This window comes from Burkholderia cepacia (assembly GCF_001039005.1).
In the GTDB taxonomy this organism is placed as follows: Bacteria; Pseudomonadota; Gammaproteobacteria; order Burkholderiales; family Burkholderiaceae; genus Burkholderia; species Burkholderia theae.
The window spans coordinates 1-23501 of record NZ_LDWR01000040.1 but is presented as its reverse complement, the minus strand read 5'-3'; the positions used below and the strand labels follow the sequence as shown (position 1 = coordinate 23501).

Below are 23501 nucleotides of genomic sequence, written 5' to 3'. Positions count from 1 at the left end.
GAGCCAAAGCTGCTGCGCGAGCATGTGTGCCCGGATAGCGTGGTGACGCACTATGGAGCAGGCACGCACCGCAACCCCAGACCGTCAATCTGCCACCCAACGAGCCCCCCATGCCCCTCGCCCCCGCCGTCCTCTCCGCCTTCACCCCCACCGGCAAGCTGCGTGCGTCGATCAATCTCGGCAACCCGATCCTCGCGAACCGCGACCCTGCAACGGGCGAACCGTTCGGCGTGTCGATCGACCTGGCGCGCGCGTTCGCGGAACGCCTGTCGGCCGAGCTGGAACTCGTCGTGTTCGACGGGGCCGCGAAATCCGTGCAGGCGCTGACCGAGGAGCGCGCCGATTTCGGCTTCTTCGCGGTCGACCCGCTGCGCGGCGAAACGGTCGCGTTCACCGCGCCGTACGTGCTGATCGAGGGTTTTTATCTCGTGCGCGACGCGTCGCCGATCCGCACGAACGAGGACGTCGACCAGCCGCACAACCGCGTGACCGTCGGCAAGGGCAGCGCGTACGACCTGTTCCTCACCCGCGAACTGAAAGCCGCGCAGATCGTGCGCGCGCCGACGTCGCAAGCCGTCGTGCAGACGTTCGTCGAACAGCAACTCGAAGTAGCAGCCGGCGTGAAGCAGCAGCTCGAAGCCGACGCCGCGAAAACGACAGGCCTGCGCCTGCTCGACGAGCGGTTCATGGTGATCCGGCAGGCGATGGGCGTGCCGAAGAGCCGTGGCGAGGCTGCTGCCGCGGTGCTGACTGAATTCGTCGAGGAAATGAAAGCATCGGGCTTCGTCGCGGATTCGCTGCGGCGGCATGGCATCGCCGGCGCATCCGTCGCGCCGGCAGCCTGACCACAAAACCGCATGACACAATAAAAACGACCCCGGTATCTGATCAGACACCGGGGCCGTTCATTCGAAGCGCCGTATTCAACCGACTCGCGCTTCTCCCTCGCGTTCGGCCTCACCTTCATCCACGTCCGTACGCGCCAGCACCGGCTTGAGCGCCTGCCCGGTGTGGCTCGCGCTCACCCGCACGAGCGCTTCCGGCGGCGCCGCCGCGACGATCGTGCCGCCGCCCACGCCGCCCTCCGGCCCGAGATCGATGATCCAGTCGGCTTCCGCGATCACGTCGAGATCGTGTTCGATCACGACGACGCTATGCCCCGCATCGACGAGCCGGTGCAGCACGCGGATCAGCTTCGCGACGTCGGCCATGTGCAGGCCGACCGTCGGTTCGTCGAGCACGTACAGCGTGTGCGGCGCCTTCTGGCCGCGCCGCGTGATGTCGTCGCGCACCTTCGTCAATTCGGTGACGAGCTTGATGCGCTGCGCCTCGCCGCCGGACAACGTCGGCGACGGCTGGCCGAGCGTCAGGTAGCCGAGCCCGACATCCTTCATCAGCTGCAGCGGATGCGCGATGTTCGAGATCGGCGCAAAAAACTCCACCGCCTCGTCGATCTCCATCGTCAGCACGTCGCCGATGTTCCGGCCGCGCCACGTGACGGCGAGCGTCTCCGGGTTGAAGCGCTGCCCGTGGCACACGTCGCACGGCACTTTCACGTCGGGCAGGAAGCTCATGCCGATCGTGCGCACGCCTTGCCCTTCGCACGCGGGGCACCGCCCGTCGCCGGTATTGAACGAGAAACGCGACGCCGTGTAACCGCGCGCACGCGCCTCCAGCGTGTCGGCGAACAGCTTGCGGATCGTGTCCCACAGCCCGATATAGGTGGCCGGGCACGAACGCGGTGTTTTGCCAATCGGCGTTTGATCGACTTCGAGCACGCGATCGATCTGCTCCCAGCCGCTCAACGACTCGCAGCCCTGCCACGCATGCGTGACGTTCAGCGACGGCCGCGGCGCACTGCGCGCGAGCACGCTCGAGCGGCGGTTCGCCGCCGGCGCGTCCTGCTGCACGGCCTTGCGCGCGCGCCGCGTGGCCGGCGACGACAGCACGGAGCGGCCGACCGCGTCGAGCAGGTTCGTCATCAGCACGTCGCGCGCGAGCGTCGACTTGCCCGAGCCGCTGACGCCCGTCACCGCGACGAGCCGCGCGAGCGGAATGCCGACCGTGACGTCGCGCAGGTTGTGCAGCCTTGCGCCATGCACGGTCAACCACGCGTCCGGCACCGCGGCACCGCCCTTCTTGCCCGGCAGGTTCACGGCACGGCGCGGCTGCAGCGGATGCGTCATCGGCTGCGCGAGCAGGCGCCCCGTCACCGAATCGGACTGCGCGGCCAGATCCGCGACCGCGCCCTGCGCGACCAGCGCGCCGCCGCGCTTGCCGGCGCCCGGGCCGATGTCGATGATGTGATCGGCGCGGCGGATCGTGTCCTCGTCATGCTCGACGACGACGAGCGTATTGCCCTTGTCACCGAGCTTGCGCAGCGCGTCCAGCAGGATCTGGTTGTCGCGCGGATGCAGGCCGATCGTCGGTTCGTCGAGCACGTAGCAGACACCCTGCAGGTTGCTGCCGAGCTGTGCGGCGAGCCGGATGCGCTGCGCTTCGCCGCCCGACAGGCTCGGCGCCGCGCGATCGAGGCTCAGGTAGCCGAGCCCGACCTCCTCGAGAAACGCGAGGCGGCTGCCGATCTCGCTGACGATGTCGCGCGCGATCTGCGCGTCGCGCCCGGTGAGTTCCAGCGCGTCGATCCAGCGGCGCGTGTCCGACACCGTCCACTGCGCGACCTCGACGATCGGATGCGCGTCGAACGTGACCGCGCGCGCGGACGGGTTCAGCCGCGTGCCGTTGCAATCCGGGCACGGCTCGTTGCCGACGCCTTCCGGCTCCTGCTCGTCCGACGGCAGCGTCTGTTCGCGGCCGCGGCCGTCCTCGGCGAGCACCGTGTCGTCGTACGCCGCGCGCTGTTCGCGCGTGAGCGTGACGCCGGTGCCGACGCAGGTCGTGCACCAGCCGTGCTTGCTGTTGTACGAGAACATCCGCGGGTCCAGCTCCGGGTAGCTCGTGCCGCACACCGGGCACGCGCGCTTGACCGACAGCACCTTGACCGCGCCGACGCGCGCGGTCGAATGATCGTTCTGCATCGCATCGTGCAGCCCGTCGAGCGGCGCGAGCAGGTGCATCACGCCCTTGCCGAGTTCGAGCGTCTCGTCGAGCACGCGCCGCAACTCGGCCTCGTTGTCCGGCGACACGACGATATCGGCCACCGGCAGCTCGATCGTGTGCTCGCGGAAGCGGTCGAGCTTCGGCCACGGGTCGACCGTCATGAACTCGCCGTCGACACGCAGATGCGTGCTGCCGCGCGCCTTCGCCCATTTCGCGAGATCCGTATACACGCCCTTGCGGTTGACGACGAGCGGCGCGAGCAGCCCGACGTGTTCGCCGCGATGATCGCGCAGCAACTGCGCGGCGATCGATTCGACGGATTGCGACGTGACCGGCGTGCCGTCGTGGATGCAATGCTGCAGGCCGAGCTTCACATACAGCAGCCGCAGGAAGTGCCAGACTTCGGACGTGGTCGCGACCGTACTCTTGCGGCCGCCGCGCGACAGCCGCTGCTCGATCGCGACGGTCGGCGGAATGCCGTACACCGCGTCGACCTCCGGCCGCCCGGCCGGCTGCACGATCGAGCGCGCATACGCGTTCAGCGATTCGAGGTAGCGGCGCTGGCCTTCGTGGAACAGGATGTCGAACGCGAGCGTCGACTTGCCGGAACCCGACACGCCGGTGATCACGTTGAACTTGCCGTGCGGGATGTCGACGTCGAGCGCCTTCAGGTTGTGCTCGCGCGCGTTGACGATCCGCACGACGTCCTCGCCTTCGATCGCACGCCGCTCGCGCGCCGCGTTCAGCACGGTCTGCAGCGGCACGCCTTCGTCGGCGAACGGTGCGTCGGCATCCATCGCGCGGTCGTACTGCAGCAGCGCGGCACCCGTATGCGATTCGGCGCAGGCCTTCACGTCGTCGGGCGTGCCCGCGCACAGCACGAGGCCGCCGCCGTCGCCGCCTTCCGGGCCGAGATCGATCAGCCAGTCGGCCGCGCGGATCACGTCGAGGTTGTGCTCGATCACGATCAGCGAATGGCCGGCCGCGAGCAGCTTGCCGAACGCCTGCATCAGCTTCGCGATGTCGTCGAAGTGCAGCCCGGTGGTCGGCTCGTCGAACATGAACAACTTCACACGCGCGACGCGCGCTTCTTCCGTGACGACCCGACGCCCGTTGACGGCCGCCGCGGATTCGGCGAGGAAGCCGGCCAGCTTCAGGCGCTGCGCTTCGCCGCCCGACAGCGTCGGCACCGGCTGGCCGAGCTTCACGTATTCGAGCCCGACGTCGACGATCGGCTGCAGCACGCGCAGCACCTCGGCGTCGGTCGCGAAGAACGCGGCCGCTTCGCTGACGGTCAGGTCGAGCACGTCGGCGATGTTCAGCGCGCGGTCGTTGCGCTCGATGCGCACTTCGAGAATCTCGGCGCGGTAGCGGCTGCCGTCGCAGTCCGGGCAGCGCAGGTAGACGTCACTCAGGAACTGCATCTCGATGTGCTCGAAGCCCGAGCCGCCGCAGGTCGGGCAGCGGCCGTCGCCCGAGTTGAAGCTGAACGTGCCGGCACCGTAGCCGCGTTGCAACGCGAGCGGCGCCTTCGCGAACAGCTTGCGGATTTCGTCGAACGCGCCGACATAGCTTGCCGGGTTCGAGCGCGTGGTCTTGCCGATCGGCGACTGGTCGACGAACACGACGTCGCCCACCTGGTCGGCGCCCGTGAGGTTGCGGTACGCGCCTGGCGATTCGGTCGCCTTGCCGTGGTGCCGCGCCATCGCCGGATAAAGCACGTCCTGCAACAGCGTGGACTTGCCGGAACCCGACACGCCGGTCACGCAGACGAGCCGCTGCAGCGGAATCTCGACCGTCACGTCGCGCAGGTTGTGTTCGCTCGCGCCGTCGAGCACGATGCGCGGCGTGTGCGCGTCGACCGGCCGGCGCGCCCAGTTCGACGCGTGCGCGACATGCTTGCGGCCGCCGAGATACTCGCCCGTCAGCGTATGCGCGGAACGGATGTCGCCCGGCGTGCCGTCGTAGACGATCGTGCCGCCGCGCTCGCCCGGGCCGGGCCCCATGTCGATCAGCCGGTCGGCCGCGAGCATCACCGACGGATCGTGCTCGACGACCACCAGCGTATTGCCCGCGTCGCGCAGCCGCTGCATCGCCTCGACGATCCGTGTGAGATCGCGCGGATGCAGCCCGATGCTCGGCTCGTCGAGCACGAACAGGGTTTTGGTGAGCGACGTGCCGAGCGCCGTCGTCAGGTTGATCCGCTGCACCTCGCCGCCCGACAGCGTGCGGCTCTGCCGGTCGAGCGTCAGGTAGCCGAGCCCCACGTCGCACAGGTATTTCAGGCGCGTGCGCACTTCGGCGAGCAGCAGCTTCAGCGCATCGTCGAGCAGCGCGCTCGGCAGGCTGACTTCGTCGAAGAAGCGGCGAATGCGCTCGATCGGCAGCAGCATCAGGTCGTGCACGGTCAGGCCCGGCAGCGCTTCGAGCTGCGCGCGGCTCCAGTCGACGCCGCGCGGCATGAAGCGACCGGCCGGCGCGAGCACGCCGTCGGCGTTCGCCTTCGAGCCGAGCCGCCATTGCAGCGATTCCGTCTTCAGGCGCGCGCCGCCGCACACGTCGCACGGCGTGTAGCTGCGGTATTTCGACAGCAGCACGCGGATATGCATCTTGTACGCCTTCGATTCGAGATAACCGAAGAAGCGCTTCACGCCGTACCACTGGCTCTGCCACTTGCCGTTCCAGTCCGGCGAGCCGTTGACGACCCAGTCGCGCTCGGCGTCCGTCAGCTCGGCCCACGGCACGTCGCGCCGGATGTCGGCCTTCGCCGCGTAGCGCATCAGGTCGTCCTGGCACTCCTTCCACGCGGGCGTCTGCATCGGCTTGATCGCGCCGCCGCGCAGCGTCTTGCGCGCGTCGGGAATCACGAGGCCGAGATCGACGCCGATCACGCGGCCGAAGCCGCGGCACGTTTCGCACGCGCCGTAGGCCGAGTTGAACGAGAACATCGCCGCTTGCGGCTCCGCGTAGCGCAGGTCGCTGTCGGGATCATGGAGCCCGGTGGAGAAGCGCCACACCTGCGGCTCGGCGGCTGCGCCGCCGGCGGTTTCCGGCTCCGGCGCGAGCACGTACACGTTCGCGCGCCCGCCGCCGCGCTTCAGCGACGCCTCGATCGCCTCGACGACGCGCACCTTGTCGGCCTGCTGCACGCGGAAGCGGTCGGCCACCACGTCGAGCACCTTGCGCGGCCCGGTGGGCGACGCGACTTCACGCCGCGCCTGCACGCGCGTGTAGCCGCTCGCCGACAGCCACTGCGTGATTTCGTCGTCGGATGCGGTTTCCGGCAGCTCGACCGGGAACGTGACGACGACGCGCGGATCGTCCGCCTGCGTGCGCGCGACGAGTTCCGCGTAGATCGTCTCCGGCGTGTCGTGGCGCACCTGCCGCGCGGTCTTGCGGTCGAACAGTTCGGCCGCGCGCGCGTACAGCAGCTTCAGGTGGTCGTTCAGCTCGGTCATCGTGCCGACCGTCGAGCGCGAGCTGCGGACCGGGTTGGTCTGGTCGATCGCGATCGCGGGCGGTACGCCGTCGACGCGCTCGACCTGCGGCCGGTCCATCCGGTCGAGGAACTGCCGCGCGTACGCGCTGAAGGTTTCGACATAGCGCCGCTGCCCTTCCGCGTACAGCGTGTCGAACACGAGACTCGACTTGCCGGAGCCCGACGGGCCGGTGACGACCGTCATCTCGCCGGTGCGCAGGTCGAGATCAAGATTCTTGAGGTTGTGCTGACGTGCTCCGCGAATGCGGATCAGATTGCTGGATGACAATTTGCCTGCCCGTCTGAGTGAGTTAGCCAGAGTTCACGGTGCCGGAACGCTGCGGCGGATGCCCGCAGGCGCGGCGCACGGGCCGCAGGGGTTACACCTGTGCGACTCGATTTCGACGGACACTATACTGTATATTCATACAGTTTTCCATGACGACCCTGAAGCCGTCATGGGCAGGCGGCTGGTGTCGGGATTCACGTGACGTTGAACTCGGCGCAGCGCACGGTGGCGGCTGAAAGTCATCAGGCGGAGGCGTTGCAACCGAAGCCATCGAGCACGGGGCTGGGCCTGCGATAGGGAGCGACGCGGACGTCAGGTCATCCGACTCGGTCGGCCATCCCCGGCCATTCGCTCGCGCGCCGTGATGGGCATTCGAACGTCGGTTCGCCCCGGACACCGGACCAGCGCTGTGCCTGGTCCGCCGCTTTTGCCCCACTCGGGGGCGCTGAGGCGCGCTCCGTACTTGGGTTAGGGCGGATTGCCGCCACCGTCCTGCGGATACCCACGGCCACCGCACGGCTCAGCATGAGCCGACGGTGCGGAGAGGATCGCATAGGTGCCGACGGTGCCGCCAACCACGGTCAACAGGGCAACGGCAAGCAGGAAACCCTTCATCAGGTGTTTCATGGTTTCTCCCCGGGGAGGCAGGCATGCTCGCCCTAAGTCTAGTTCGCCTGATGACCGGGACAAGTACCCTCTGCGACTAGCTGGTCTGAGGCGAAGAGCGAGCATACCGACGTTGAAGTGTGCATGACCACTCAGGCCGATAGTCTGTCCGTGGACTTTACCCGACGAAGGCCTGCTTCGCTTTTCGAAGCGCTATTCACGCTTCGGGATGCTAAAAGACCGTTCGGGGTCGGCTACGGCCCACCGCGTGGGTCAGAGGCCGGCCAGGAAGAGACGTTCGCGCCTGCCGGGGAATGTCCGCTCCGCGGCCCGTACCGGCCGTAACACTCCGGAGAAGCTGCCTGCTTGTGCCGTGCTTCAACAACGGCATGACCACACTCATAAGCGTTCCCGCGCTACGACACGTCGTTACTTGGACTATCTGTCCGTTCTGCTATACCCAATTCATGAGCCGTGCGCGGCCCACGCGCCGCACGGCGAGTCGGTGCCCGTTTCGACGGGCGCGACACCGGAGCAACACATCGGTGGGAACCGCTTTTTCAGGCCGGAGGCCGACATGGCAAATTACCTGTTCGTAGAATCGCGCGATCCATATGGTGCCGGGGATACTCAGCGTGTCGAGGAACTTGTCAGGGGCATACGCCAGAGGGGCAACACGGTCACGGTGTTCCTGGTTCAGAACGGCGTCCTTTCCACTCGTCCGGGGGCAAAATTCAGCGAGCGATATGCGGATCTGACGCGCAGCGGCATCACCGTCCTTGCCGATGAATTCTCCCTGCGCGAACGGGCGATCGAACGGCTGGCGGAAGGTGTCCAGAAGGCGGACATCGGACAACTCGTGGATCTTCTCTTTGTGGCGGGAACCAAGGCCATTTGGCATTGAATTAAGGAGAACGTGATGGCTACCGGTATGAAATTGACCCTGGCACTGATGGATCCCCCGTATGAGAAGGCAGCGAGCACGACGGCGCTGCGCATTGTGGATGCGGCACTGCAACGAGGGCACGACGTAACGGTGTTCGCCTACGAAGGTGCAGTCAATCTGACGATGAAGGCGCAAGCTCCACATGCCAATCCAGTCAAGGGCACATCCGTGGAGGAGGAGGATCACCCGACAACCAGGGACTGGGTGGCAGCCTTGTTTCAACTCGCTGCCCAGCAGGGCGCCAAGCTCGATTGGATCAACTGCGGCCTGTGTGTGGACGAACGCGGCGCAGGCGACTGGATTGAGGGTCCCCGCCGAGGCAGCCCGAAGGATTTTCTCGACTCCTCGATCCAGAGCAACGCTGTGCTGGTAATCCCGACGAAATAGGAGCCGCGCCATGAAAATCCTGAGCATTGTTGAGACAGCGTACCGGGCTACCCTGGAAGAACAGGATGACACCATCCTGTGGCTGAACCATGTGCTGAAAAACGCCGGTGCGGACATCAGCCTGCTGCTGTGCGGGAGCGCCGTGAACTATGCAGCGCGCGGGCAGGATGCCACCGGCCTCGCCTTCGGCGCGCGCCGACAGGTCCATCCGCCGGCGCTCGATAAGGATCTGGACAAAATGATCGGCGTCGGCGTTACCGTGTATGCGGTCACCGAGGACATGCACGACTGTGGACTGGCACAGGACGATGTCATCGGCGGCCTGACGCTGCTCGCGCGTGCCGAGATCCCCGCCCTGTTCGACCGCTTCGATCAGGTCTGGCACTGGTAACGGCTCAAGGCTGCACAGCATTCTGCTGACCCGAGGGAATGCTTTCGTTTCGCTCGCAACCGTTGCGGCATGCCGTCAGCACGGCACTCCGGCCATACGCAACGGTCGCTGAGCGGAGAGTTGCAGCGATCAGTGAACCAGCTTCCGGAAACTCGTTGCTCTCCAACCTTCACCGCTTCAGCGTTGTCTGCGCATCGACAGCTGGCGACGCGCTGAACGCGCAAGACTTCCGCCCGCCAGGCATCACGAATCCCGGCGGTCAGGTCGCCTCTACCTTGCTACGCCTTTTTCGCATAAGCGCTGCACCAGCCTTTCGCATTGACCTGCTTGCCGCCGAAAATGGCGCACGGCGCCATCGCGGCACCGGTCTTGCCCTGAAAGAACTGGCAATTCGCGCAGGCCTCGCCCGCCTGAAATGTCGGGAACTTCGCATGGTCGACCCGGCTTCCATCCGTCTTGTAGCCGAGGGCCTGGGCGTTTGCATCGGTTTCCTGCACGGCACCGGCCCCGGCATCTGCCGCCGCAGCGCGGCGTCCAAAGGCCAGCGCGGATGCCAGAACGGTGGTGGCAGCAATAAAACGTCTGCGTGAAAACTTCATGGCGTCCTCCTCCATGTTTGTGTGACCGGATGTCCGCGAAGCGTCGCCCGATAGTTCGTCAGGCCCGAACCAGACGGGTTCGGGCACGTGAAGCATGTCCACCATGGCGTGCACGACGCAGGCCGGCAGCATCATCATGCCGGCCGTTGCAACACGCCCACGAACCGCCCGGCGAACGAATCATCGAAAGAACAGTTCCCGCATACCCAGCGTGTGATGCGCTTCGGCCGCCATCAGCACCATGAGCACCAGCAGGCACAGCGGCGGCATCAGGATCGCGTACACCAGCGCCAGCCGCTCCCACATCATGTGCATGAAGATCGACACGATCAGCCCGGCCTTGGCGATCATCAGCACGACGATCAGCACCCAACGCAGCAAGCCCTGCACGTTGAAATAGTCGACCAGGTACGACATCGTGCTCAGCACGAACAGCAGGCCCCAGATCTTCAGGTAGAGGCCGATCGGATGCTGCTGGCCGTGCGCGGCGTCGGGTCGATCGGCGGGATCGGTGTGATCCATGGCTTGCCTCACCACAAATAGAACAGCGCGAAGATGAACACCCACACCAGGTCGACGAAGTGCCAGTACAGGCCGGCAATCTCGACGATCTGGAAGTTGCCGTGCGCGTCGAACCCCGGCCGCCGGATCCTGCGTGCGACCAGCAGCAGGTAGATCACGCCGCAGGTCACGTGAAAACCGTGGAACCCGGTGATCGTGAAGAAGCACGCGCCGAACTGCGCCGCGCCCAGCGGGTTGCCCCACGGCCGGATCCCTTCGTGGACGATCAGCTTGGTCCATTCGAGCGCCTGCATCGACACGAAGGACGCCCCCAGCAGCGCGGTCGCGAGCAACAGCGCGCTGGCGCGCCGCGCGTTGCGCCGGTAGCCGAAATTGACCGCCATCGCCATGGTGCCGCTGCTGGTGATCAGGATGAACGTCATGATGGCGATCAGCAGCAACGGCACATCCAGGCCGCCCACCGTGAGCCCGAACACCTTCGACGTGTCGGGCCACGGCGCGGTGGTCGAGATGCGCACCGTCATATAGCCGATCAGGAAGCTGCTGAACACGAAGGTGTCCGACAGCAGGAAGATCCACATCATCGCCTTGCCCCACGGCACCTTGAAGGCTTCGCGGTCGGCCGACCAGTCCGTGACGATGCCGCGCCAGCCGTCAGGCCCGGCGTCGGGCTGCGCGGGAGTGGCCGGTTCGCCGGCGGATGCGCCTGGGAGCGTGGGCGAGGTCATGGCGCGGCTCCATACAGCGGCCCGCAGATGGCGGCGACGAATCCGGGGGTGATCCACCACATCGCCGCCAGCAGCACGAGCCAGACCGCCAGCAGAAAATGCCAGTAGAGGGCGCAGAGCGCGATCGCGCTCTGAACCCGGAACGGATCCGCGCGCCGCAGCCGCGCGATCGTCACGACCCAGGCCGCCAGCCCGCCCAGCACATGCAACCCGTGCAGGCCGGTCAGCAGGTACAGGAAGCTGTCGGAAGGATTGACGGTGACCGTCTGTCCGGCCGCGGACAGCATGCGCCACGCGGTCAGCTGCCCGATCACGAACAGGGCCGCCAGCACCCCGCCGGCGACCAGCCACGCCGCGCGGTGCGGGCTCATCCGGCGGGCACGCTGCATGGCGATGCCGGCCAGCGCCAGCGCGGCGGTGTTCCACCACAGCAGCGCCGGATGCGGGATCGGCTGCCAGTCGGGTTCGCGCATGCGCATGCCATAGGCGAGCAGCAGCAGCGAAAACAAGGTCGTGGCGACCGCCATGAAGACGATCAGGCCGGTGCGGCCCGCATTCGGCAACACCGGTCGCGCGTCGGGAACGAAGGGGCGCGGCAGCGTGGTCATTCGTGTGCCTCGCCGGAGTGAAGCGTCGGCCGGGCCGGCTCGGGCGCCGTCGCGGGCGGCTGGTTTTGCGGGACGAAATCCTGCTCCTGCCCCGGCGGACTGTATTCGTATGCCCAGCGGTAGACGACGGGCTGCTCGACGCCCCAGTTGCCGTGCACCGGCGGCGTTTGCGGCGTCTGCCATTCGAGCGTGGTGGCCCGCCACGGATTGCCGTCGGCACGCTTGCCGCGCACGAGACTCCACGCCAGATTGAACAGGAACAGCAATTGCGCCGCCGCCACGACCAGTGCGACGACGGTGATGAAGGTGTTGAGCGTCTGCGCCGATTGCGGAATGAAGCTGTAGCCCTGATACGCGTAATACCGTCGCGGCATGCCCAGGATGCCGAGATAGTGCATCGGGAAGTAGATCGCATAGGTGCCGACGAAGGTGATCCAGAAGTGCGCGCGCCCGAGCGTGTCGTCGAGCATGCGGCCGGTCACCTTCGGATACCAGTGGTAGAGGCCGCCGAACACCACCAGGATCGGCGACACGGCCATCACCATATGGAAGTGCGCGACCACGAAGTACGTATTCGACAGCGGAATGTCCACGCTCACGTTGCCGAGGTAGAGTCCGGTCAGCCCGCCGAGCACGAAGGTGCTGATGAAGCCGATGGCGAACAGCATCGGCACGGTCAGGTGGATATCGCCGCGCCACAGCGTCAGCACCCAGTTGTAGACCTTGAGCGCGGTCGGGACGGCGATGATCAGCGTCGTGGTCGCGAAGAAGAAGCCGAAGTACGGATTCATGCCGGCGATGAACATGTGGTGCGCCCAGACCACGAAGCTCAACGCGCCGATGATCACGATCGCCCACACCATCATCCGGTAGCCGAAGATGCTCTTGCGCGCGTGCGTGCTGATGAGGTCCGACGCGATGCCGAACGCCGGCAGCGCGACGATGTAGACCTCCGGATGCCCGAAGAACCAGAACAGGTGCTGGAACAGCAGCGGGCTGCCGCCGGCATGCTTGAGCGTCTGCCCCATCGACACCACGGCCGGTATGAAGAAACTCGTGCCGAGCGTCCGGTCGAGCAGCATCATCACCGCCGACACGAACAGCGCCGGAAACGCCAGCAGCGCCAAGATGGTCGCGATGAAGATGCCCCACACGGTGAGCGGCATGCGCATCAGCGTCATGCCGCGCGTGCGCGCCTGCAGCGTGGTGGTGACGTAGTTCAGGCCGCCCATCGTCGCCGCGACGATGAAGATCGCCAGCGACACCAGCATCAGCACGATGCCCCACTCCACGCCCGGCGTGCCCGGCAGGATCGCCTGCGGCGGATACAGCGTCCAGCCCGCGCCGGTCGGCCCGCCCGGCACGAAGAAGCTCGCCGCCAGCACCAGCACGGCCAGCAGGTAGACCCAGTAGCTCAGCATGTTGAGAAACGGGAACACCATGTCGCGCGCGCCGAGCATCAGCGGAATCAGGTAGTTGCCGAAGCCGCCCAGAAACAGCGCCGTCAGCAGGTAGATCACCATGATCATCCCGTGCATGGTGACGAACTGGTAGTAGTGGCTGGCGTCGATGAAAGCGAACTTGCCCGGAAAGCCGAGCTGCAACCGCATCAGGTCCGACAACACCAGGCCGACCAGCCCGATGGCGATGGCCGTCAGCGCGTATTGCACGGCGATGACCTTGTGGTCCTGGCTCCAGACATAGCGGGTCCAGAAACCGTGCTGGGCGTGGTCGGTGTGTGCGTACGGCATGGCTGGCTCCGCTACGGCCGCGCGGCGGTGCTGGCAGCCGGCCCGCCCTGCGCCTTGATATAGGCAACCAGCGCGGACAGTTCCTGCTCGCTCAGGTCGAAGTGCGGCATGATCGGCGAGTAGCCCTTCACGACGCGGGCCGTCGGGTCGCGGATGAACGCGCGCAGATAAGCGTCGTCCACCTTCGCGGTACTGCCGTCGGCCATCGTTTCGGTCTTGCCGTACAGGCCCTGCCAGGTGGGGCCCACGCGCGGGCTGCCGTCCACGGTATGGCAAGCGACGCAGCCCTTGGCCGCCGCGAGCGCCTTGCCCTGTTCGGCAAGCGCCTGCGCGCTGCCGCCGGCGGCGGCGGGTGCGGCCTCCACGCGGGCCTGCTGCCGCTGCTCGAACGTGCTTTGGCGCGCCAGCCAGCGCGAGAACGACGCTTCGTCTTCCACCACCACCACGCCGCGCATGTTCGAGTGCCCGATGCCGCAGAGCTGCGCGCACAGGATGTCGTAACGCCCTGCCCGGGTCGGCGTGAACCAGAAGGTGGTGACCATGCCGGGCACCATGTTCATGCGCGCACGGAACGGCGGGACGTAGAAGTCGTGCAGCACGTCACGCGAGCGCATCAGGACCTGGATCGGCCGGTTGAGCGGCAGGTGCACCTCGGGTGCCTCGATCAGGTAGTTATCCCGACCATTCAGGTCGGCGGGGTTGAGGCCGAAGGGGTTGTCGTTGCTGATGTAGCGCACGTCCGACGTGCCCAGCTTGCCGCCGGGGCCGGCAAAACGGAAGCGCCATTGCCATTGCTGGCCGAGCACCTCCATCTGCAGCACGTTGCGCGGCGGCCGTACGTAGTCCGCGTAGACGAAGAGCCCCGGTGCCAGCAACGCTGCCACGCCGACCGAGGTCAGGCCGATCAGCCACCATTCCAGCCGCCGGTTGTGCGGCTCGTAAGCAGCACGATGCCCGCTGCGGTGGCGGTAGCGCACCAGTGCGACCACGATGAACAGGTTGATCGCGATGAAGAGCGCGCCGGTGATGACGAGCGTGATCGTCAGCATGTCGTCCATGCGCACCCAGTTCGACGCGATCGGCGTGATCCACCAGGGACTGGCAAAGTGAAACCCCACCGCCAATACGATGATCAGGGTCAGGGCAATCGCAAGCGCCATTCGCCGCCTCGCTGCGTGTCACTCGTCGGAGCCGTCAACAACGTTCGTGGCGTCGTTGCGCCGCCATGTCGTACGTCGTATTGATTTCGCCGGCAGTCTGCCAGGACCGATTCGCCAAGCGGTGTAAGCGGGCTCTAAAGCAAAGGTAGTCCTCTCCTCCGCATCGTGCAAGGCAGCGCAACGGGGACGCGCGCCCCATGGGCGCACCGCGCGAATGGAGGCGTCGCTTGCCGCGATGCAATGCAGAACGGCGCCTCCGGCATGGGTTGTCGAGGCGGCCGTCTCGCGAGGGCGCCGGGTGTTCCGGGGTCTGTTCGCGTGTCAGCGCATCGCGTCCTGCTTGCGCCGCTCGAGCATGCCGTAGGTGACGGCGGTGACCACACCGAACAGCAGGTTTGCCAACAAGGGTCCGGAACCCCGCTCCGAGACGAACCATGGGAACACGGCTGTCATCACATAGAAGTTCCACATATACGCGACGATCCCGAAGGCCAGCCCGATGGCAGCCTCCATGCGCACACTCGAATCGAAGCGGAACGGCGCAATGATCACGGCGAGAATCATCCCCATGATGGCGCCGAGCACGTAGTGCAGTATCAGCGCCGTCCCCACGATGCCGACGCTGAAGACCGACATCTGTTCGAGCGCACCGCGGCCCAACACCATCGCCGCGATCTTGTGGGTCGGTTGCCACGGGCTTTCGTCGAGCACCATGGTCGACCAGAAGAATTCGAGCACGATCACCAGGGCGCCACCCGCAAGACCGGCCACGGCAGCGGCGAGCCAGTCGGGCGTCCGCCGTTGCCAATGGTGTGATTGAATGTTCAGTTCCATACGACCTCCTTGCGGACAGTTCAGCTTCAGCATTCAGGTTAGGAGGGCGCCACGTGCGTCACAAGTACGTCCCTTCTGCGATTCAGAATGGCAGATATGGGTGCCAATGCAAGGTGCAAAAACCCTGCGCGTTGCATGGCTCCACGGCGTTCTGCATGCGTTCCGGCGAGGGCGCCGGCGGGTGTCGGTGCGACATGGAACGACGGTTCCGGCGCCGGGCGTCCGATCTGGTGCAACGCAAAGGGCACGGGATGTCGAGGAATAGCCTGAGGTCCGGCGTGCCGGGGCAACGGGCGTCCCCGGCAATTCTCCTGCGCGGACGGATGCCGATTTCACTCCGGCCTGAATCCGGCATGCGCAATGCAGAGCCAGCTTCAGGTGTCGTGTATCGCGGTTTTCGAGTGTCAGGGGAAGATCGGTGTCGTAGGCTCGGCGCCCTCCAGATCCGCCTTTGGAAAATGCTGGGCAACCATCTCCTCGATTTCCTGCTCTCGCAATCCCGGCACGTCGGCCATGATCAGAATCTGGCCTTCCCGGATGGCTTCGCGAAATCGCTGGAGTCGCACGTTCGGCTCGGCGATGCCGATCATCGCGGCCGTCCACGCCCCGAAGCCCGCTCCCGCCAGCGTCAATGCAACGACGGCGCCGCCCGCGATCACGAGCTCGGCGGGCGGAAACACCAGCGCGACCAGGCCGATCAGCGCGCCCGTCGCGCCGCCGAGCGCCACGCCGCGCTCGAGTGCGTGAACGACATCGCTGCTTTGCAGCAACGATGCTTCGGGCAACTGATCGAGTGTGACGCTGTGATCAGCGAGCACGTGGATATGGCGCCAGATGATGCGTGCGCGCAGCAAATCGTCGACGATCGCTTTCGCCATCTGCGTATCGGGGACGAGGAAATAAAGGCGTCTCATGTTGGCACCCCTTTTCTGCCATCAAATCACCCGCAAGGGAGTATTTTGTATTCTAGGTCAGCAACGGCGACGCGGTAATTGCGCGCATACGAGTGGTGGCGCCGCATGGCCATGAACCGCCTGGATCGACACTAGTTGACTGCGTGCGAGATAACCAACGGTCGGCCGTTCTCCCGGAAATGGTAAATTCATACGAAAACCACACCTACGAGAGAACATATGGCCCGAGCCATGATCTGCGTCGGCGACACGACGACGCATGGCGGCCGCGTGCTGGAGGGCAGCGCGACCGCGACCATCGACGGGAAACCCATTGCAGGCGTCGGGCACAAGGTACTTTGCCCGCAGTGCAAGGGGGTCTTTCCGATCCTGCCCGCGACAGGTCGGCGATATCCACACACCTTTGACGGGCGCGAAACCGCCATCGAGGGCATGAAGACCGCGTGCGGGGCGACACTGATCGCTTCGCAAGCGTCAGCTACGCTCGACGACGTCGGATCTGGCAAAGCGACGACTGGCGGCGCAGTCGCTGCCGTCGCAGCCACTGCTGCAGCGCTTGCCCCCTCGCCCACGCTCTGCCTCGAATGCCTGAAAGCTGCGGCCGAGAACGCCGCGACGATGATCGCGCGCGGGTAGCACACGGCCGATAATTCAATCGAAGCTTTCTTCCTCAAGCGGCAACAGCAGTTGACCATGCAGGTGCATCTTTACGCGCTTGTCGACGGCCTTCTTTACGCCGACGCGGCCAATGGGGCAGCCCCTCAACGATCTAGGTCGGCCATAGCTGTATTCGACGGCACACAGGACGCGTCACTCGCCGACGCTGGACCGTGGCTTTTTGCCTACGATGCTACGGCCGGCAATATCCGGCGAACTCTCTCCACAATGGCCAGGAGCTCCACCGGCGTGTCCTGGCTGATCAGCGCATATCCGATCGAATCACTCGCCGACGAGCTGCGCAGCCGCCTCGACGTACGCTTGCCGGACGGGAGCACGGCCCTGCTCCGCTTCTACGATGCCCGCATCATGACCGACATGGCGTCGCTGATGGAATTCACGCAGCGCATGCAGTTCTTCGTCTCGACATTCGACTGGCTCGTCGAAATGAATGGAAAACTGAAGGGAGTACACCCGCATGCTTGAGCTGACGAGCGAACAGGTTGCCGGACTTGCCGAGATCGACGCACGCGGATACGTCGAGCGTGTCAGACAGGATCTCGTCAAAGCTGATCCGAAACTTGCTGATGACAGCACGTTGCCGACGCGACTCTGGAACGCATACGTTGCCGCGCGACAGCTCGGCATCCAAGCGGATGCAAACGTCGAAGCGTTTCTCCACATCGAAGCGTACGCGCCGAGTTTCTACACGAAGCCGGCGACCCGTGCATGGCTTACTCGCCCCGGACGATCGCCGAACGAACGCTTTCACGACTACTTCCGCGTCATGAAATGGCGCATCGAACATCCGGAATACGACAGGAGATCACCCGATGGCGGGACTCGCGGTACCGATAATCGAAGCAGCAGCGGTGGAACTTGGGCCGGTCTTGGCGCGAGCTGGCGTCGCCTTGTTGGGCGGACTGGGGCTGGCTGGGACGGCGAGCCTGTCTAGCGATACGCCGAAAGACGAGAGTAAGGCCAAGACGGACGCCAAGGCCGTGCCGCGCACCGGAGAAAAGTGCAAAAAATGCCCGCCGGAAGACTCTGGGCAGCCCCTACGCAGAAATCATCACATGTCGGCACATGCTCGAAATTACCAAGGCCGCATCACGGGGCGACCGTACAGCGTAGAGGAAGGCTGGAGTGAGGAATGGGTGTGGCTCGGAACTGATTTCGACGGATTCTTGCCCGCCGAGTGCTTGCTGCAAGAAGCAAAGTCACTTTATGCGAAGTTTCTCGAACGCGACAAATACGGCGAACTTCAGCCGCGTGAATGGTTCGACGGTCACGAAGACCTTCAGAATGCCTTGATCCGGCAAGCGAAAAAGGTGAACGCAAACCCTCCAGCACGCCTGAAATGGTACTTTGAAGAAGCTGATACGCGGGAGTTCATGCTTCCCTACCTGTCCACCTACCGAGTACAGTCGGTCGTGCAACCGTAATCCGAGACGAATATGGACTTCAGGCTTCAATTCAAGGACGCAACGCTCGATCCGATGAACTTCGGGCAGGCACTATCACGCATTCATGTCGTGACGACCGAGCTGGCCCAGATCGACCCAAAGTTTAGTCGCTGGTACGCACGCGGGAAAAGCCGCGACGAGGCGTTGCTCTACCCCGCGTTCGAGGACGGGGCGCCATCAACCGCAATCCAAGCCGTACTGAAGCAGAAGTTCGCGGCAGATCCAACGACAACATACGTGGCGTTATGGGACGGCAACGAAGGCGACGTGCGCGGCGCGACCCTCGCATGCCATCTCAATGAGGCAGGCACCTACAACTCGTTTGAGCTATCGATGTCGGACTCGGCAGTCCTCGGCAATCTCGATGCGGTGCTCAGAATCGTTCGTGCGATCGTTACTGCATTCGACCCGGCCTACGTCACGGTCTCCCCGCGAAGCTACGTGGCAAAGCAAGTTTTCGACGACAAGCCCGGTGTCGGCTGGATGCTTTACCTGCCAACCGTCATATCGCAGCAGCAGATTCCTGAGGCCCGCGAGATTGTTCCTGTCCCGGACGCCGGCAAGGCTCAGACCGGCACGATCATCGTCAGCACAATCGATGCTCCGTTTTCGATGCAGAATCCCGAGCACATCGAGGCGGCAAATCGCATCGAGGTTCGGCTCGTCGATCAAGATCTCTTGCTGGCGTTTGCGGACCTGTAAGTGCAATGCCGGCGCGATCCGTTGCGCCGGCATCATCGGTGAAAACACCCCTACAGGCGGCGCAGCGGCAGCGTCCATCGCCGCTGATGGGCTCTATCCGCGTTTGCGGAGCGGCTCCAGCAAGCCTCTCAGGCCGTTGTGATCGATTTCGTGCATCAGCGCGAGCTGTCGGCCGAGTTCGCCGCGCGGGAATCCCTCACGGGCCAGCCAGTTGAGGTAGTTCCCGGGCAGGTCGGCAATGAGTCGGCCCTTGTATTTTCCGAAGGGCATGGTGACGGTGACGAGGGTTTCGAGGTCTGGGGCTTGCATGCGCGTATTGTGCACGGCTTTCCGCTCCCGCCGCAGGCGGACCGTCCGGGCCGATCGAAGATCGTGAAACCGCGTCGTCACGCGATGCCGGATCGATGGACGGCTCCGGGTCGACAGCCATCCGTGACGTCCGGCGGAACGGACAAAGCGTATCGCCCGTCCCTCCTCCGGCCTGCTAGACTGAAATTTCCCCCTGCAAACCATGGAGGGAATCATGATGTCCATCTACGTCGTGAAGACCGGCGAGCAGTTCCTCTGTACCGCCGAGGACGGCGACATCGGTATGGCGCCGGCGGTCGAAGATGCCACGTCCTTTTGTTCGTATGAAGAAGCGGAAGAAGCGGCCCACGCGCACGCCGATCCCGGGTATGAAATCGTGGCCGTCTGCGTGATCAGACACTGACGCGGCGCCCGCTGTCGGGCGCTCGACTTGTCCACCCATGCGTGATGTCGGCCCCGTCGCGGCCAGTCGGTCATTGCAGTCCTGCCGATGCGGCCGCGCTGACACCCGCCTGGCGCGGCAATGCGATGGCGGGCGCCGATGGGCCGACGACGCATGAGTGTCGGGCAAGAACGATCCGCAAACGTGACGAGCGCCGTCGGAAAATCGACGGCGCTCGTCCGTTCGGATTGCCGTTTCGCGGTCAAGGCGACGGGCGTGAGCACCAACCCGTCCAGTGACGGACCTTCACGGACTTCCCGTTGTCACCCATGATAACGAGCGGGCGTGCTGCGCGGGCCCGGCGCGTCCGGACCCGTTTCCCTCCCGCGCCACGTTGTTTTGGTCTCCCCAACGCAGGGTCGTCGCATGCCGGCCGCCGTTGACGATGTCGCCGGCGGCCGCCTGTCCGCTAATTCTGCAGTGAAATCTCCACGCGTCGATTACTCGCCCGCCCTTCCGCGGTATCGTTCGAGCCCACCGGATCGGCTTCTCCCCTGCCGGTCGCCGTGACGGAATCCGCCTTCAGGCCATGTTCGCGCAAGTACGACGCGACCGACTCGGCCCGGCGCCGCGACAGCGCGAGATTATGTGCATCCGAACCGACCGCATCGGTATAACCCGTCACCGTGGCACGCGAGAAACGCCGGTCCGCCTGACGAGTCAGCAATGCGTCGAGTGCCGCCTGAGCCTTGGGCGTCAACGTTGCGGAGTCGGTCGCAAAGTACGCATCGCCGGTCAAACTGATCTTCTCAATGGCGGCCGGCGCTGACGCGGCGGGCTCCGGGGCCGGCGCGGGCGCCGCGCCGCACTGGAACTCGAGCGACCGCGGGTCGGCACCTTCGCGCAATGGCGCCGCGGAATCGACGACGCGGACCGCCTCCTTGTCGCACACGCGTGTCGCGACTTTCATACAGGTTTTTTCGCTCGACAGGATGCCGTGACAGTCGACGCGGAACGTCCGAATACCGTTTCTCGGTTGCAGCTCATACGCGTTGAAGGTCGGCCCGGACGCGCTCGAGCATGCGGCGAGGGACGCCACGGACACGAGCAAGGCAAGAGAGTATTTGTTCACTGGATAACTCCGGAAAATCGATTCGATATCGCGCATGCGGCGCGGCCGCATGCGGATGCGTTCTCATTCGGTGCGCACGGAACTACTTCCACTGGTACAACATGCCGCCGCCAACGACGCGTTGACTGCCGCTGAAACCGCCATTCAGCGTCGCCTTCAGGTTCTCCGTAATGCGCGCCTGCACGCCGACCGCCATCGCTTTTTGACCGAGGAAGCTCGCCGTACCGACCCCCATCGCGAAATTCGAGTCGCGGTCCATGTGCGGAATCGACGCGATCGCGGCGGTTGCAGCGATCCCTTCGCGCGCCATCGAATCGGTCTGCTGGATCTGCTGCTGCATCTGCGTCAGCTGGTTGTTGACGGTGTTCAGCGACTGCGTGAACTGGTTCGATACCGCATTCAACTGGTTCACGTTGACCGCGTCGGTGCCCTGCGTGCCGGCCGCGACGTTGACGACCTGGCGCGCCGAATCCGCCGAGCCGACCGCGACGACGTTCGAGCGCCCGCCGTCGTTGCTGCCCGTGCCGATCGCGGTCGAATTGCCGCCCGACGCCGTCGACCCGACCCCGATCGCGGTCGACCCGTTGCCGGACGCCAGCGACCCGTTGCCGACCGCCGTGCTGTTCGAGCCCGATGCAACCGCGCCCGAGCCGCCCGCCGACGAGTTCGCACCGGTCGAGCCCGGCGTCACGTTCGTGCCGATCGGATTCGTCGTGTACGAACCGAGGTTGGACGTGCGCTGGGTGATCAGCGTCGTCAACTGGTTGGCAACCGAATCGAGCTGCGACACGTTCACCGCGTCGGAGCCGTTCTTCCCGGCGGCCAGCCCGGTGATCTGCCGGTTGCCGACGTTGACTTCGCCAGCCGACGACTGCGGGGTGCTCAGGCCGTACGCGATGTAGTTGGTCAGCGCGCCGACCGTGGTCAGCGAACCCGCGCCGAGCGCGACGCTGTTCGCCAGCGTGGCCGACGCGCCGGCGCCGAGTGCGAGCGCGTCGGTCGCATTGCTGCGCGCGCCCGATCCGATCGCGACGCTGCCCACGCTGGCCGCGACCGCGTTGGCGCCCTGCGCGACCGACTGCGCGCCGGTGGCCGTCGCGCCGCTGCCGAGCGCGATGGCATCGGCTTGCGCGGAACTGGCCGCCTGGCCGATCGCCACGCCGCCCGGCGCGGTCGCGTCGACGATCGCGCCGTTGCCGATGCCTACGCCGTTGTCGCCGTTGACGACGGTCGTCGGGCCGACCGCGACCGATTCGGCGCCGACCGCGAGCGAATCCACCGCCGTCGAGTTCGCATGGAAATACTTCGTGGTCGTGACCGCGAACGACTGCAACGCGCCGGCCAGCTGCCGCACGGTGACCGCGTCCTGCTGGCCGGTGCCGTCCGCGACGTTGGTGATCTGGCGATACGTCTTGCTCGCCGCGTCGCCGACCGATACCGCGCCCAGCAACGTCTGGTCGGTCGTGTTGAACGGAATCGACGCGCTGCCGTTGCGGATGATGCCGGACGCCGGCACCGTCGCGCGATCGGACACCGAGCCGGCGCCGAGCGCGATGCTGCCGTCCACCTTCGCGATCGCGTTCGGGCCGATCGCGACGCTGTCGACGCCAAGCGCCTGGCTGTCCGGCGCGGTCGAGTTCGCGTGGAAGTACTTGATGCCGTGCGCGTTGATGTTGTCGATCGCCGAGCCGACGTTGTTGTTGACCGTCGTCGAGCCGTCGCCGTTGTAGGTCACGTAGGACGGCGCCGAAATCGTCCCGGTCGTCGGGTTGTAGGTCGCGCCGCCGCCGAGCGCGCCGGCCGTGCTGTTGCCGAGGTTGCCGTTGTTCGACGCGATCGAGCTGAGGCCCGTCGACAACGAACTGATGCCCGTCGACGTGGCGGTCGACAGCGACGTCAGGTTGCTGTTCGTGCTCGACAGGCCGGTGGACAGCGAGCCGACGATCGTCGAGGTCGACGTCGACAGCGACGTGATCGAGCTCGTCGTCGAACTGAGGCCGGTCGACAGCGAACCGATGCTCGTCGACGTCGCGGTCGACAGTGACGTCACGTTGCTGTTCGTCGTGCTCAGGCCGGTGGACAGCGAACCGACGACCGTCGAGGTCGAGGTGGACAGCGACGTCACCGCGCTGTTCGTGCTCGACAAGCCGGTGGACAGCGAACTGATGCCCGTCGACGTGGACGTCGACAGCGACGTGACCGAACTGTCGGTCGAGCTCAGGCCCGTGGACAGTGAGCTGATACCGGTCGACGTCGACGTGGACAGCGACGTGATCGAGCTATTGGCCGACGACAGGCCCGTCGACGTGGAAGTCGACAGCGACGTCACCGAACTGTCGGTCGAGCTGAGGCCCGTGGACAGCGAGCTGATACCGGTCGAGGTCGACGTGGACAGCGACGTGATCGAGCTATTGGCCGACGACAAACCCGTCGACGTGGAGGTCGACAACGAAGTCACCGAGCTGTTGGTCGAACTCAGCCCGGTCGACGTCGACGTCGACAGCGACGTGATCGCGCTGTTGGTCGACGACAGGCCCGTCGACGTGGAAGTCGACAGCGACGTCACTGCACTGTTGGTCG

Annotated in this window: 23 protein-coding genes; 10 read left to right on the top strand and 13 right to left on the bottom strand. The window is 65.5% G+C overall.

Annotated elements, in window-relative coordinates; genetic code table 11:
- The first annotated feature begins 110 nt into the window (after nt 1–110).
- A complete protein-coding gene (locus VL15_RS21730) occupies nt 111–845 on the top strand; it encodes an ABC transporter substrate-binding protein (protein WP_048248392.1) in 735 nt (244 codons plus the stop codon).
- Between the two features lie 78 nt (nt 846–923).
- On the opposite strand, the gene uvrA is transcribed toward VL15_RS21730, so the two are convergent.
- Complete coding sequence (gene uvrA, locus VL15_RS21725; RefSeq protein ID WP_048248390.1) at nt 924–6827, bottom strand: excinuclease ABC subunit UvrA; 5904 nt, start codon at nt 6825–6827, stop codon at nt 924–926.
- 468 nt (nt 6828–7295) lie between these two features.
- On the bottom strand, nt 7296–7454 hold the full coding sequence (locus VL15_RS42775; protein ID WP_193102592.1) for a hypothetical protein: 159 nt from the start codon (nt 7452–7454) through the stop codon (nt 7296–7298).
- 412 nt (nt 7455–7866) lie between these two features.
- Between VL15_RS42775 and VL15_RS21720 the strand changes: the two genes are divergently transcribed.
- The 3 genes from VL15_RS21720 to VL15_RS21710 are packed head-to-tail and all read left to right on the top strand — an operon-like array spanning nt 7867 to nt 9157.
- Complete coding sequence (locus VL15_RS21720; protein WP_230684500.1) at nt 7867–8337, top strand: DsrE family protein; 471 nt, start codon at nt 7867–7869, stop codon at nt 8335–8337.
- A gap of 15 nt (nt 8338–8352) precedes the next feature.
- Nucleotides 8353–8766 (top strand): DsrE/DsrF/TusD sulfur relay family protein, encoded by a 414-nt coding sequence (locus tag VL15_RS21715; protein ID WP_048248389.1) that lies wholly within the window; start codon nt 8353–8355, stop codon nt 8764–8766.
- A gap of 10 nt (nt 8767–8776) precedes the next feature.
- Nucleotides 8777–9157, top strand: coding sequence for a DsrE family protein (locus VL15_RS21710; protein ID WP_048248388.1), 381 nt, complete (start codon nt 8777–8779; stop codon nt 9155–9157).
- A 278-nt stretch (nt 9158–9435) separates the two neighbouring features.
- On the opposite strand, the gene VL15_RS21705 is transcribed toward VL15_RS21710, so the two are convergent.
- The 8 genes from VL15_RS21705 to VL15_RS21670 form a co-directional block, all read right to left on the bottom strand.
- Nucleotides 9436–9756, bottom strand: coding sequence for a high-potential iron-sulfur protein (locus tag VL15_RS21705; protein WP_048248399.1), 321 nt, complete (start codon nt 9754–9756; stop codon nt 9436–9438).
- A 180-nt stretch (nt 9757–9936) separates the two neighbouring features.
- Nucleotides 9937–10278 carry a cytochrome C oxidase subunit IV family protein gene (locus tag VL15_RS21700; RefSeq protein ID WP_048248387.1) on the bottom strand — a complete coding sequence of 114 codons (342 nt, stop codon included), beginning with the start codon at nt 10276–10278 and terminating at the stop codon, nt 9937–9939.
- Between the two features lie 8 nt (nt 10279–10286).
- Nucleotides 10287–11006 carry a heme-copper oxidase subunit III family protein gene (locus VL15_RS21695; RefSeq protein WP_048248386.1) on the bottom strand — a complete coding sequence of 240 codons (720 nt, stop codon included), beginning with the start codon at nt 11004–11006 and terminating at the stop codon, nt 10287–10289.
- Nucleotides 11003–11614: a cytochrome c oxidase subunit 3 gene (locus tag VL15_RS21690; RefSeq protein ID WP_048248385.1), complete on the bottom strand. Its 612-nt coding sequence runs from the start codon at nt 11612–11614 to the stop codon at nt 11003–11005. Before VL15_RS21690 ends, VL15_RS21695 begins: the two co-directional genes overlap by 4 nt.
- Nucleotides 11611–13365: a cytochrome c oxidase subunit I gene (gene ctaD, locus VL15_RS21685; protein ID WP_048248384.1), complete on the bottom strand. Its 1755-nt coding sequence runs from the start codon at nt 13363–13365 to the stop codon at nt 11611–11613. The genes VL15_RS21690 and ctaD overlap by 4 nt, the downstream gene beginning before the upstream one ends.
- Before the next feature lie 11 nt (nt 13366–13376).
- Nucleotides 13377–14525, bottom strand: a complete 1149-nt coding sequence (locus tag VL15_RS21680; protein WP_048248382.1) for a c-type cytochrome — start codon at nt 14523–14525, stop codon at nt 13377–13379.
- Nucleotides 14526–14846: 321 nt separating this feature from the next.
- Nucleotides 14847–15359, bottom strand: coding sequence for a hypothetical protein (locus VL15_RS21675; RefSeq protein ID WP_048248379.1), 513 nt, complete (start codon nt 15357–15359; stop codon nt 14847–14849).
- A gap of 404 nt (nt 15360–15763) precedes the next feature.
- The gene (locus VL15_RS21670; protein WP_048248378.1) at nt 15764–16273 is read right to left on the bottom strand and encodes a hypothetical protein; all 510 of its coding nucleotides are present in this window, start codon (nt 16271–16273) and stop codon (nt 15764–15766) included.
- Between the two features lie 219 nt (nt 16274–16492).
- Between VL15_RS21670 and VL15_RS21665 the strand changes: the two genes are divergently transcribed.
- From VL15_RS21665 to VL15_RS21650, 5 genes are read left to right on the top strand one after another with little or no spacing between them, the layout of a single operon-like run.
- Nucleotides 16493–16909 carry a PAAR domain-containing protein gene (locus VL15_RS21665; protein WP_048248376.1) on the top strand — a complete coding sequence of 139 codons (417 nt, stop codon included), beginning with the start codon at nt 16493–16495 and terminating at the stop codon, nt 16907–16909.
- A gap of 57 nt (nt 16910–16966) precedes the next feature.
- Nucleotides 16967–17416: a DUF4123 domain-containing protein gene (locus VL15_RS21660; RefSeq protein ID WP_048248374.1), complete on the top strand. Its 450-nt coding sequence runs from the start codon at nt 16967–16969 to the stop codon at nt 17414–17416.
- Complete coding sequence (locus VL15_RS43235) at nt 17409–17885, top strand: hypothetical protein (protein WP_230684499.1); 477 nt, start codon at nt 17409–17411, stop codon at nt 17883–17885. The genes VL15_RS21660 and VL15_RS43235 overlap by 8 nt, the downstream gene beginning before the upstream one ends.
- A complete protein-coding gene (locus VL15_RS21655; RefSeq protein WP_230684498.1) occupies nt 17842–18375 on the top strand; it encodes a restriction endonuclease fold toxin 5 domain-containing protein in 534 nt (177 codons plus the stop codon). Before VL15_RS43235 ends, VL15_RS21655 begins: the two co-directional genes overlap by 44 nt.
- 12 nt (nt 18376–18387) lie before the next feature.
- Complete coding sequence (locus VL15_RS21650) at nt 18388–19098, top strand: immunity 52 family protein (RefSeq protein WP_048248370.1); 711 nt, start codon at nt 18388–18390, stop codon at nt 19096–19098.
- A gap of 93 nt (nt 19099–19191) precedes the next feature.
- Here VL15_RS21650 and VL15_RS21645 read toward each other — a convergent pair whose 3' ends face one another.
- On the bottom strand, nt 19192–19407 hold the full coding sequence (locus tag VL15_RS21645) for a DUF3820 family protein (RefSeq protein ID WP_048248398.1): 216 nt from the start codon (nt 19405–19407) through the stop codon (nt 19192–19194).
- 214 nt (nt 19408–19621) lie between these two features.
- Here VL15_RS21645 and VL15_RS21640 point away from each other — a divergent pair, with 214 nt between their 5' ends.
- A complete protein-coding gene (locus VL15_RS21640; protein WP_048248396.1) occupies nt 19622–19810 on the top strand; it encodes a hypothetical protein in 189 nt (62 codons plus the stop codon).
- Nucleotides 19811–20258: 448 nt separating this feature from the next.
- On the opposite strand, the gene VL15_RS21635 is transcribed toward VL15_RS21640, so the two are convergent.
- Together VL15_RS21635 and VL15_RS21630 are read right to left on the bottom strand one after the other, a co-directional pair.
- Entirely contained in the window at nt 20259–20957 is a 699-nt protein-coding gene (locus VL15_RS21635) for an OmpA family protein (RefSeq protein WP_419188686.1), read from the bottom strand.
- 46 nt (nt 20958–21003) lie between these two features.
- Nucleotides 21004–23501, bottom strand: a 2498-nt coding sequence (locus tag VL15_RS21630; RefSeq protein WP_048248369.1) for a YadA family autotransporter adhesin, incomplete at its 5' end; no start/stop codon positions are given.